The sequence below is a fragment of the Pseudoalteromonas rhizosphaerae genome (genome assembly GCF_902498845.1).
Taxonomy (GTDB): Bacteria; Pseudomonadota; Gammaproteobacteria; order Enterobacterales; family Alteromonadaceae; genus Pseudoalteromonas; species Pseudoalteromonas rhizosphaerae.
On sequence record NZ_CABVLM010000013.1, the window covers coordinates 1 to 12,479 of the forward strand.

Sequence of the window (12,479 nt, forward strand, 5' to 3'; positions counted from 1 at the left end):
AGATCTGATAAACACGCATCCGCGCTAACGCTTGGAGATTACCAGTTAGGGACTGGTTGTTCAACCCTTGGCGCTTTGGTTGCTGCGACCTACAGCGAGCGAAATAGCAGTAAACAAGCGTTAGTTTAGACGCGCTTTATCGAGTAATCGTTAAAGTGATTTATCAGAAGTCAGCTGACGGCATAGTAGCCAAACGCCCATCGTAATGGAGGGGACACGGTGAAGGCCTGAACATCTTAACCAGAGGAGATACTACAAATGAACTTGAATTCACATAGATCACCGTGTTGTGATAGTGATGAACAGCGTTCTACTGTGAATAATACCTCGAATGAATATAGCCAAACAGATCATGATCTGATGGCAAGGGTGCTAAGCAACCACAATATTGGTGCAGCATGGCAACATGTTAAGCGCAATAAAGGGGCTGCGGGTATTGATAATATGAGTATTGAGGAATTTAATGACTTCGCTAAGATACATTGGCTGGGTATTAAACAACAATTACTTAACGGCACTTATCAACCCTTGCCAGTCAAACGCGTGATGATACCCAAACCCGATGGCGGTGAGCGAATGCTTGGGATCCCTGCTGTTATCGACAGAGTGATCCAACAAGCCATTGCTCAAGTGATTAACCCTTACTTTGAGCCTCAATTTTCACCACATAGTTATGGTTATCGCCCTCATAAAAGAGCCAGTCAAGCAGTAAAACATGTTCAAGCTTGTGTTAAACAAGGTTATAAAACAGCGGTTGATATTGACTTGTCTAAGTTCTTTGATGAGGTAAACCATGACATGCTGATGAATCGTATTGGTCGTAAAATCAAAGACAAAGCACTCATGCGCCTACTCGGTAAATACCTACGAGCAGGGGTAGCAGAGCGCGAAATAGGTCTGTGGTTTGAGTCAACCAAAGGAGTCCCTCAAGGTGGGCCATTATCCCCTTTACTGTCCAATATTTTACTCGATGAATTAGATAGGAAGTTAACCTACAAACAACTTAAGTTTGCCCGTTACGCTGATGACATAATCATTTTAGTAAAAACGAAAAGCGAAGGACTCATAATCCAACGGGAAATTACTGCGTTCATCACTAAGCGATTAAAACTCAAAGTGAATGAATCGAAAAGTCGGGTCGGTCCAGTATCAGGCTCGAAATTTCTCGGGTTTACCTTCCGTTACGCTCAAGTGAAGATCCACGAACAGGCGCTAAAGAAATTTAAAGCAAACGTCAGGGAGCTCACTAACCGCAACTGGGGGATCTCAATGACCCTACAGATACATAAACTCACGCAGTATTTACGTGGCTGGGGACACTATTACCTGATAGCCAACGCTTATCAGCTAACGGTGGATTTAGATCATTGGATCCGCCGTAGGATAAGAATGTGCTACTGGCGACAATGGCGAAAACCTCGCACCAAAGTACGCAGTTTAATGAAACTGGGTGTCAGCGAACGGCTCGCCATAGCCTGTGGTATCACCAGTAAAGGCCCTTGTAGAAGCTCAAAAACAAAAGGAATTAACATTGCATTAGGCAATGATTACTTAGCTTCACAAGGGTTAGTGTCATTGAGAGATATTTGGATCAATATTCATTACGGGAGATGAACCGCCCATTGCGGACCCGCATGATGGGTGGTGTGGGGGCTGGAGGTTAGAGACCTCCGGCTACCCGATTAGCACGACTTATCAAACGCCTTGATAGCTTGCCCTAATTTACCACTAATACTTTCTTTATATACATTCTCTACGACTAAACGAGTTGCATGAGCGGCAAATTTAGAAAGGACATAAATAGCTTCTTTCAAAAACTCTCTCTCAATAGTAACCTTTCGACCTAATTCGGCATCAGAATCAGCTTCTCTAATATACTTGCGATCTATGCGACCATTGTTGTGAGCAACTATGTTTCTCATCGCCACAACTTTCTTGTATATCTTTAATTCGTTAGCGTGATTATCTTTAAAGTAATTTCCAAATTCTAATTTTGCTTTATCTTTCTCAAAAACATCGAGAGGGTTACCGTAGAAGATGCTTCGTATTTTTTCTTCGACTAATTTATCGATAATTTCTTGCTTATCAGTTGAATTAAGAACGAGTTTTAATAGCTTTTGATAACCAGATGTGTTGCTGCCATCATCGTTAACAGATGAGAGCTTCCCTGGTATATCTAGATATACTGATTGAATTAGGTCTGTTATATAGTCTTCAAATGTTAAGACTGCTTCTAAGAGAGTTCTTCTGTAATTTCCTTTTATTGATAATGAATGAAGTGCACCATAAATATCGTCTTTCTTTACTACTTTATTTGAATCATTCCATATTCGATCAAAGGTCAATTGGGGAAATACATCTTCTTTAACCGCCTCTTTAATTTTGGGTGAATAAAAATCGATTAAACAGAATGACTCCCAAATATCTCTTTGTTCTTTTTGGAATCGTTTATATCTAACGTGAATTTTTGGAATACTTCTCGATTTATCCATGTTTCCCCTGTCGTGCTAACAGCTTATTGAACACCATTTTGGTGGTTTATAACACACCAAAACGGCGTGTATTACATACCTTGATAATTTCACCAATAATTACCTTTGTAAACAAGTAATTAAAACAGCTAGAAGTCAAGTATGATATTTTGCCCCAAAACGGCGTTTAATAATGTTATTGGACAAAATTAGGCTTCTACTCAAATAATCAGAATTAAATTTAACTTTTCTATGACCGGTTCTCGCTCAAAGCTGAATTTCGGCAAAGTGCCAATTGCAGACAGAAAGCAACGAGCCTGTAGAATAACTCGATTTTAATTTATTTTATTGGTGGTTTAACCATCCCAATACTAAGCGCTAAGTTTCCCTCATTACCTTCTCTTTCAAAAAATTTAGTGAATCATTCACAAAGAGGTTAAGAGGCGCTGCGCTTAAGAGTAATACAGATGGTAGACCCACGAAGTATTTACGTGGCAATGACGCTATTTATAAGGTACAGCACGCACTAAAGTACACAGTTTAATGAAACTGGGTGTAAGTGAACGACTCGCCATAGCATGTGGCATCACCAGCTCGAAAAACAAAAGGAATTAACATTGCGCTAGGCAATGACTATTTAGCGTCACAAGGTTTAGTGTCATTGAGAGATATTTGGATCAATATTCATTACGGGAGATAAACTGCCCATTGCACTTCATGTTAATGAAAGTGCACGATGGGTGGTGTGGGGGCTAGAGGTTAGAGACCTCAGGCTACCCGATTAGCGCTAAAATTTTGAGACCAATTCTTTTACATGTTCACGGGCTTCTTGATAACGATGCTTAGCTACAACAACTTCCTCCCCATTTGGCATTGTGTATTTTGCCTTGTCTGGTAACTTGTGCAAAGGAATACCGAGGCTTGCTGATACTTTGCCCGATGTGTGAAAATCTTTTATTGAAGATAAGTAATAATCTTCCCATTGGCTTCGACTGTTAATTTTACCTTGGACAGCTGCGAATAAATGAGGGGATGACTTGTATTGTTTATAGCTAAAATCACAAAGTTCATTTTTCAGTGAATCATATGCTGTTGCAACACCTTTATTTGAGGTGAAATTATTAAATACAAATTCCCATAATTTAGGTAATTCAAATTTATGACTTTCCACTTGGCTTATGAATGTTAAAAATTTGTCGGCGTACTTCCGGCTTGCGGCAGTTGGATATTCACCATATAACAAAGTCATAATACCTTTTAACCCCTCCAATGAACTATAATCAGCCATCATTGGAATAATCAAATTATCCGATGAAAGTAGAGCCATTTGAGTGTAGATTGAAAAACTTGGATTACAGTCAATAAATACGACCATGTCATCATATTTATCATTATCAAACTCCAACTCACAGAGTCGTCTTATTGCGGTCATAAATTGAGGCCAAGCAAATCTATTCGCTGGATTTAATACTGCATAATTCAAAGCTAAAGATAATGATTCTAAAAAGGAATCACCCGCAATTAAATATAAATTATCAGATATGTGTTCATTATGATCTTTTATCTTCACTTTAAATGAGCGTTTAATGCTAGTAAAATCAGAATTCCCATCCATTACCCAATCCAAAAAACCAACAACATTTCTTCTTGAACCTTGACTTTGCAAAGTTTGATTTTTTTTGTAACCTTTTTCACCTCCACCCAATAGGTATTGCGATATATTAGCTTGCGGACACATATCTATAACCAACACTTGTGTTTTTGGTTTGATATCTGCAAGCTGGGTTGAAATATTAAAGCCTAATGTTGTTTTACCAACACCTCCTTTATTGTTGTACATACTAAAAATACGTATTGACATCTGTACTCCTTTTTTAGTGCTAACAGCTTATTGAACACCATTTTGGTGGTTTATAACACTCCAAAACGGCGTGTATTACATGCTCAGATAATTTCACCAATAATTACTTTTGTAAACAAATAATTAAAATTGCACGAATTCAAAGTTTGCTATTTTGCACCAGAACGGCGGTTAATAATGTTATCGGAAAAATTAGGATTCGACTCACCAAAAAAGTAATAAATTTAACTTTTCAGTGTCCGCTTCTCGCTCAAAGCAGAGCTTTAAAATAATTAAACTAACTCGTTTTGGGGCAGAAACGAGTTACGCCTGAAGGTCTGATTTTGGCACATCTGTGACAGCCAGACTTGATTGAGTCCTATTTATCGGTTCTGACAAATCAAGTTAAGACGTAATCACATAGGTCCCTTAAATACGTCTACTTACATTTTACGGATAGCATTTATTTTATTAATCTTTTTGATCACTCCTGACTCAAAAAGTTGCTGCGCGCTGGACTTGAGCAATTGAGTTTCCTCAAGCGTTATATGCTCTTTAATGATTAAGTTTGCATAGATAATTTGCAACTGGTTTATTGCACGGGTTTTCTTTCTGCATTCAGAGCACTTGATCGCATGTGCATCAATCCAAAACTTTAATTCTTCAAACCAATATTGCTGCTCTTTAGCAAAAAATATAAACGCTCTATGACAATCGACACATTGCTCTTCTATATCAACATAGAGTTGCCTTGGATATAAACTGTCACATTGTTTTTCGATAACTGCGGGGATTGCCGTCTCAGGAAAGTAGCGAACACTTTTATACCACCAAAAGGCATTCTCGATTTCTTGCTTTGTATAACTATTACCAGAGAGGATTGGCTCGCTGCCATATCTTGGGTGGTTTACATAATTGGTCATTTTAGCTATTTACCCAGCACAATGAGGGTTCCTAAAACACCTGCAGCCACACCGATAATAAAACCAATTACCCAGCAGATAGTATTTAGTTTACTAAATAATGCAGAAGCAATAGCGTCTTCTTCTGCTGAGCCGCTTACTGACAGTTTACTGTCATGGGTTTGGTCTACTGTTGGTCGTGCTGGCAGTTCGCTGTCTGCAAGCTGCTGCAAAGTCATTACAACCTGTTCAGGATTAACATGGTCGCCATTTGCAATCGTTATATTCTCAATAATGCCACTGCAGTCGGCCATTATTTCTAAAACAACCTTTTCAGTTTCAACATCAAATAACACATCACCGGCATAAACGAGTTGGCCTTCACTAACATAAAGTTTAGTGATATCTGCTGTGTGTATTGAGTCTGGAAGCGTAGGGACTTTAACATCTATGTTCATAATTCCTCCTTGGATATAATACCAATCGACTTAAATATTTAACCATTCTAGCGAGCTAAATGGTCAGTAACTTAAAACGATTGGTATAACACTATGTATTAACAATTAAAACTAAAAAACTGACAGCTAAATTATCAACCAAACGCGACATTAGCAAACACGGCGGTCATCAGTATCGGACACACATAACGTATGTACTGAGCAAACCAATAACGCATGCCACTTGCAGCCTCATTTAATTGATTACCACGGCGCCACAACCACCCTACAGTGATAAAGTAAAATAAGCCCATAAGCGGTAATTGATACTGAGTCAGTACCATGATCACTAAACCAAATAGCCAATCAAAATTGAAAATAATCAACGATGACGCGGCTAAAACTGTTAAGCTCACTAAAAACGTCGCTTTTTTACGCTCTACTTGATGGTTTTCAACTAAAAAAGCCACTGGAATTTCAGTTGATGAAATAGTCGATGTGAGTGATGCAATCGACATAAGTACAAAAAACAGTAAACCAACCAATAAGCCAATTTCGCCCATAGTATTAAATAACTGCGGTAGAATTGCGAAAATTAGTTGCCCTTCTCCCACTAATTTTCCATCACTAAATACTTGCACGCCATTGTGCTGCGCCACGTAAATTGCAGGAATAATTAATAAACCAGCTAAAAAGGCAACCCCTGTATCAAGTAACGCTACCGACGCGGTTAACCGCGGCAAATTAGCATCAGGCTGCAAGTACGAGCCATAAATCATCATACAACCGACACCCAGTGACAGCGAAAAGAACGCCTGCCCCATTGCCGCAATAATTAAACCTGGGTCGAGTATTTGGCTAAAGTCTGGCACTAAATACGCAGCAAAGCCTTCACTTGCGCCATCAAGCGTGGCTATATAAGCAATTAGCACAACGAGTAACACTAATAGCATCGGCATTAACCGTCGCGACCATGTTTCTATGCCAGATTTAACACCTTTGAGAATAATACTCGCAGTGAGGATCAGCATCAGTGGTGTAAATACAAAATTACGCGCCATCGAATCCGTGTGTAAAAACGCACTGACGGTGGTAAATCCAAAAAAGCTAGCAATGGGTTCAAGGGCATAAGCAAGCATCCAACCTGCAACAATTGAGTAAAAGCTCAGCATCACAATCGCACCGGCTAAACCTAAATAACCAGCAGCAGCGCCTACTTGCGGTGCTTGCTCTTGCCATGCTTGTCTAAGTGCTTTAACCGGATTAGCTTGCGCTTTATGACCTAAGTACAACTCAGTGTATAAAGCTGGCAAGGCTAAAAAAAAGATAACTATAAAATAGACTAGTAAAAACGCGCCGCCGCCATGATTTGCCGCTTGCGTGGGAAATCCCCAAATATTACCTAATCCAACTGCAGCGCCAGAAGCTGCTAAAACAAAGCCAAGGCGGCTTTGAAAACCATCACGCAATTGTGCCATACATCTACAAATCTGTTATTATTTTTCATTATTGTGAATTAAACCATATTTAACTCTCACAGAGTAATAAATTTGCCTTGGCTTAATTAACCAGCGCACAACCGCACAAAATATAAACATGTTTGTTCTTTTATCACTTTAATTGTGGATTTTATGCCTGCATTATTTTTTCAACAGCAACTCGTTATCACCAAATACAGCGTGCAGCCGTTCAATGCGAATACTATTTTATTATTTGATGCCCAGCAGTTAAATGTTGATGAATTCGATTTAAACGCACTATTAAGCCCATTTGAACTGACGGTGATCACCCGTAGAAAAAGTTACAAAGCCAAGCAAGAATATTTAGCCACTCGGCTACTGCTTAAGTATTTGGTAAAACAAACGATGCCACAATTTCGTGATCTAGCAAATAACCATATTAGCTCTGAATTTGACCAGCAAAGCAGTAAATTACTGCTTCATATAACTGACTGTGACACAGTATTGCGTAGTTGTTTATCCCACTCTAATGGTTTTGTGGGTGCTGCATTAAATGTAGAACGAATTGAATTTGGTTTTGATATTGAAAAAATAAACCTGAAGCGCCCATTTGCAAAGCTCGCTAAGCATTTTTATCATCTTGATGAGGTAAATTTAATAACGCAAGATCAGCAAAGCGCAGAACGATTTTTTAGAATATGGACTTTAAAAGAAGCACTTGCCAAAGCCACCAGCCAACCAATTGCAAAATTACTCAGCCCCAATGTATTTACTGAACTTGAGCGAGCAAATTTAACAGCGCTGAGTTGTCAATATCATGAGTTTGATATCAGTGTGGTAAGTGACAAGAGCACTGACTGGCAGTGCTCTGTGGTAAATTCTACCGCCCAATTACGCGGCGTTTTGAACTTCTAATAAACGGCTGTGGATCGCTTGCACAACAAAGTCTGACTCGCTCTGCTCCACTAAAAAGCACAGGTTATGTTTACTTGCGCCATGACAAATTAAGCGAATATTAAAATCGCTTAATACATTCATTAAGTTAATTTCTTGCTGACGTAATTGAATTTGTGAACCAATTAATGCCACTAAGGTTAAGTTGTTCTCAACCGACACGTGGCAAAACTCCGCTAACTTATCAAGGCATTCTTGATCAAGCTCAGGACGCGAAGCATTTGGCGCATTATCTAAAGTAATAGCAACACTTATCTCTGAGGTAGTTACCAAATCAACCGAGATATTAAACTCACTTAAAATTGTAAACACGTGAGCTAAAAAGCCACTAGCCAAAAGCATTTCGGGGCTTTTTAAGGTTAACAATATTTGATTTTTACGCTGCGTGACAGCACGAATTCCAGGGATTTGTGATTTCTCACGTTCGATCCAGGTACCACCACGTTCAGGCTCACGGCTAGAACCAACAAACACACTAATATGGCTGCGGCTCGCAGGTAAGATAGTTGCCGGATGTAATACTTTCGCCCCAAAGGTAGCCATTTCGGCCGCTTCATCAAAACTTAAACGCGCAATCGGCGTAGCCTTAGCACATAAGCGCGGATCGGTGCTAAAAATGCCCACGACATCAGTCCAAATGTGCACGCTTTTAGCGTTTATAGCTTCGGCCAGTAATGCCGCACTGTAATCTGAACCACCACGACCAAGTGTGGTAGTTTGACCATGCGCGTCACTGCCTATAAAGCCTTGAGTTACAATAACCTGTTCAGCTAATAACGGAATTAAATGCTCTTTTGCGGCCATTGCTGTTGCAGCTACATCTGGGGTTGCTTTAGAAAACTGGCTGTCGGTTTTTAATACCTGTCGCACATCAAAACGCACCGCGTTTAAGCCATTTAAACGCAGTACCTGAGTAAATAAATAGGATGATAAACGCTCACCAAAGCTCAATAACTCATCATGTTGTTGCTTTGATTTTAGTGGCTCACTGGCAAGTGACTTAAAAGCTTTAATGGTTTCATCAAAGCCATGAGCTAAATCAGCATCCAATGACAGCTCATTTAAAATAGCTTCTTGAATAGCAATAACGCCAGCAATGTTCTCATTGCGCTCATCTGCTGATAAATCTTTTTTACATAAGGTCACAAGGTGATTAGTCACTCCTGCGCTGGCACTTACGGCCACTACTCGTACGTTGTTATCGGCTACAATAATTTCACTGCAACGGCTCATCGCTTCAAAGTTAGCCACACTGGTGCCACCGAACTTTGCGACTACGTAGTCTGATTTTTGATTTTGTGCTGACTGTTGCAAGTTAGTTGCAGCTAATTGGGTATTCATGTCGTCTCCTTTTGTGGCATTCATACCACGATAAAACAAGAAGAACTTGGCAAGGGGGTGCTCGATAAGAAAAGTCCACTGCCAGAAGCTCTCCACCTAATTGGTGACAGTTTTGAGGATTCAGCCCCATAAACCGAAAAACCACTGTGACGTCCAGTTGCTTTCCTCGGCGAGTACTTCCCTCCTTAATGATTACAGGCATACGTCGCCTAACATTAAGTACCTAAGTACCGCACCTCTTCTGAATGTTAGATTAATTACGTAAATTATTAGCAATTAAATAACAAAACCCGCTATTAAGCGGGCTTTGAAAGTTATCGTTTAGACGTCTAGCTGTCAAGTTGTTTTAAATAATAAAAGCAATTAAATAAAACTACCTGCTAAATACGATCCCATATAACCAATTGTATAAGCGATTAATAAATACACCGACATACGTAAATAACTCATGAAGGTAAGCGCTTTTACTTTACTCATAGCGATAATACCGGCAGCCGAGCCAATAATAAGCATGGACCCACCCACTCCAGTTGCATACGTAAACGACAACCATTGTTGTGGACTCATCACTATTTCAGCTTTAAGTAACGCAGCCGTTAGTGGTACGTTGTCAACCGCAGCTGATAATATACCCATTAAATAATTAGCGTATTGTGCTGGCATTAACTCGTAAAGATGAGTGAACTTACTGAGCATACCGACTTCTTTCAGAGCGCCTACAAGTAATAATACGCCAACGAAGAACAGTAAGGTGTCGTATTCTATTTCGCGAATATAATCGATGATTTTTTTATTCACATCTTTTTTGCGCATTAAAAATTGCGCTACTAAAAACATCAACGACAAACCAAATAAGAAAGTTAACAAAGGCGGCACATGATAAAGCACGCTTAACGTTAATGTCCCGACAATCGTTGATAAGAAAATCACTGCAATAGTGATATCTGTTTTCTCAATGCGACGGTCCTCTTGTTTGGTAAACTCAACTTGGCCGTTGAGTCCAAATGACAGCATAATGGCCAATAGCGCCACGCTAAATAACGCAGGCACAACCAACAATAGCAAGTGACCAATGGTAACTTTGTCATCAAGGAAAATCATCAAGGTAGTAACATCACCGGTAATTAACGACACTCCGCCCGAGTTCACACTAAAGATGATAAGCGTAGCGTATTTAATTAGCTTTTTCGGATCGAGTTTTAACGACATCACCACCGCAAGGGAAATTAATGTGGCTGTGATATTGTCTGAAATCGACGAAAATAAGAAGGAGAACCCGCCAATCAAAAACATCAGTTTGCGTTCGCTAATAGCACTGGGCATTATCTTATGCACAATATTTTGGATAAAACCTTTGGAGTTCAAATAGGCTACAAAGGTCATTGCAGCCATTAAAAACAACCAGAGTGTGGCAATCTCTAAAATATTGTGGTCAAGTTGATGTTGTACGTTTTCGGGGCTTTGCCCGTGAAGCGGCGAGATAAATAAGATAATCCAGCATAAAGTACCAAAGAAAAGCGTGGTTTTGGCCTTGTTTACATGGATAATATCCTCTATAACGATGAGCACGAATGCTAGCGTTATCAGGGTTAGGATAATTGCAGTTACCATGGTGTTTGAACAACCTTTATAAAAATGTAAAAATTGTATGTTATGAGCCGCAGGACGACACGGCGCGCAGTCTAGCACCAAAGAATGTGTAAAACTATTGTCAATTTGCTTTTCTACGACTAATCGCTGAGGCCTAACAAGCCGGCTTTACAAGATAAATTAGGATTTTTGGAGTTTTATGATCCCAGCTAAAAAGTTGCTAAATACCCTAACAGAGCACTGGGGAATGTTAGAGCTGCTATTTAAACGTTTTAAAATGGCTGATTTCAGCCTAAAAGACGTGCAAAATGCGATCAAACAAAAACAACCTACGTGGTCAAATGAGCGCATTTACAAAGAAACCAACCGCCTTTTAAACCAAGATATTATTATTCCCTTGGCTAAATCGTCACAACTTGAAATTAACCGTGCAATTGCAGATTTTGCCACTTTTTTATTGCAGGAAGAACATTTAGGCTTGGCGCAAGAAATTAGCGTGCTGGTTGAAGATTTAGCCCGTTTGGGTAACCGTTTAGACAATGCCGGTAGTATTGAAGACTACGACGAGATGCGCCGTTTTAGCCGCATTATGGATGATCGGGTGCGTAAAATAATGAAACTATTTGCCCACAACGAAAATGCCATTTTAAATATTGTAGAACAAGCAAAAGCTAATAATGCGGTGCAATCATTACAAAAGCGTTATCAAGCGGTGATTGAAGCGTTTGATGAATACATTGAACCAATGCTTGAAATGGTTGATATTCGTGGCGATTTTCATGCTTGTTTTAATACCATCGAAACACAAATCAGTACGCAAATCGAATATATTGAACGCAGCGGTAAAGCTTATCAAGATAAACGCATGCTTGAACGATTACGTACCCGAATTTTAGAAATGCATTTAGTTGGTCGCGAAAGCCTGCGTAAAAGTGCCGATATGCTAATGCCACTGCGTGAAGAGTTGCGCCGTAATAATATGATCACTCGTCAAGCAGCTAAAGTACTTGGTTTAGTACGTAAAAATGGCGTTGATAATATGCTCAGCGCCGTACAACCACATTTTGTCTCTGACACGCAGCGGTTCTCATTGGGGCAACAGCGCCATATGGTCGCTTATATGGCTGCACTTGTTGAGTTTGAACACAGTGAATACGAACTTCCTGATCAACAAGATGTGCCTGCTTTTGTTACGCCAAATATTCCAGATTACAATAATGTTAAAGCAAACTTTAAAAAACGCTTCAATGCTAAACGTAAAAAGCCACAACCATTATTGACCTTTTTAGAGCAAAGCTACCCAGACCTTGAAGCCGACGAAATGCTGTTTTTATATCAAAAGCTGGTAAGTGACAGCGATATTGAAATCAATCAAAGTGATGAAAAAATGCGCGTGAAAATTGCCGGGCAACATTTTTCTCTTTTCCCTTTTAATTCTAAGCCTGTTGACCCTCAGCAAACACCAACAGTGGATGAGTAACCGT

Annotated in this window: 10 protein-coding genes and 1 riboswitch; of the genes, 3 read left to right on the top strand and 7 right to left on the bottom strand. The window is 39.6% G+C overall.

What is annotated here, in order from left to right:
- Positions 1-258 precede the first annotated feature (258 nt).
- Positions 259-1,614 (top strand): group II intron reverse transcriptase/maturase, encoded by a 1,356-nt coding sequence (gene ltrA / locus PSR9079_RS17915; RefSeq protein WP_246175601.1) that lies wholly within the window; start codon positions 259-261, stop codon positions 1,612-1,614.
- Positions 1,615-1,682: 68 nt separating this feature from the next.
- On the opposite strand, the gene PSR9079_RS17920 is transcribed toward ltrA, so the two are convergent.
- The 5 genes from PSR9079_RS17920 to PSR9079_RS17945 form a co-directional block, all read right to left on the bottom strand.
- On the bottom strand, positions 1,683-2,492 hold the full coding sequence (locus PSR9079_RS17920) for a hypothetical protein (RefSeq protein WP_149982690.1): 810 nt from the start codon (positions 2,490-2,492) through the stop codon (positions 1,683-1,685).
- Positions 2,493-3,258: 766 nt separating this feature from the next.
- Positions 3,259-4,332, bottom strand: a complete 1,074-nt coding sequence (locus tag PSR9079_RS17930; RefSeq protein ID WP_149982691.1) for a ParA family protein — start codon at positions 4,330-4,332, stop codon at positions 3,259-3,261.
- Positions 4,333-4,754: 422 nt separating this feature from the next.
- Positions 4,755-5,234, bottom strand: coding sequence for a zinc-ribbon domain containing protein (locus PSR9079_RS17935; protein ID WP_149982692.1), 480 nt, complete (start codon positions 5,232-5,234; stop codon positions 4,755-4,757).
- A gap of 5 nt (positions 5,235-5,239) precedes the next feature.
- Entirely contained in the window at positions 5,240-5,671 is a 432-nt protein-coding gene (locus PSR9079_RS17940) for a biotin/lipoyl-containing protein (RefSeq protein ID WP_149982693.1), read from the bottom strand.
- A 134-nt stretch (positions 5,672-5,805) separates the two neighbouring features.
- Positions 5,806-7,128, bottom strand: a complete 1,323-nt coding sequence (locus PSR9079_RS17945) for a sodium-dependent transporter (protein ID WP_145242282.1) — start codon at positions 7,126-7,128, stop codon at positions 5,806-5,808.
- 153 nt (positions 7,129-7,281) lie between these two features.
- On the opposite strand from PSR9079_RS17945, the gene PSR9079_RS17950 reads away from it, so the two are divergent.
- Complete coding sequence (locus PSR9079_RS17950; RefSeq protein ID WP_149982694.1) at positions 7,282-8,025, top strand: 4'-phosphopantetheinyl transferase family protein; 744 nt, start codon at positions 7,282-7,284, stop codon at positions 8,023-8,025.
- Here PSR9079_RS17950 and lysC read toward each other — a convergent pair.
- Positions 8,002-9,405, bottom strand: a complete 1,404-nt coding sequence (gene lysC, locus PSR9079_RS17955) for a lysine-sensitive aspartokinase 3 (RefSeq protein WP_149982695.1) — start codon at positions 9,403-9,405, stop codon at positions 8,002-8,004. The genes PSR9079_RS17950 and lysC overlap by 24 nt on opposite strands.
- A 77-nt stretch (positions 9,406-9,482) precedes the next feature.
- Positions 9,483-9,654: riboswitch (Lysine riboswitch) on the bottom strand.
- A 114-nt stretch (positions 9,655-9,768) separates the two neighbouring features.
- The gene (gene nhaD / locus PSR9079_RS17960) at positions 9,769-11,016 is read right to left on the bottom strand and encodes a sodium:proton antiporter NhaD (RefSeq protein ID WP_145242276.1); all 1,248 of its coding nucleotides are present in this window, start codon (positions 11,014-11,016) and stop codon (positions 9,769-9,771) included.
- 178 nt (positions 11,017-11,194) lie between these two features.
- Between nhaD and PSR9079_RS17965 the strand changes: the two genes are divergently transcribed.
- Positions 11,195-12,475 carry a hypothetical protein gene (locus PSR9079_RS17965; RefSeq protein WP_149982696.1) on the top strand — a complete coding sequence of 427 codons (1,281 nt, stop codon included), beginning with the start codon at positions 11,195-11,197 and terminating at the stop codon, positions 12,473-12,475.
- The last annotated feature ends 4 nt before the right edge of the window (positions 12,476-12,479 follow it).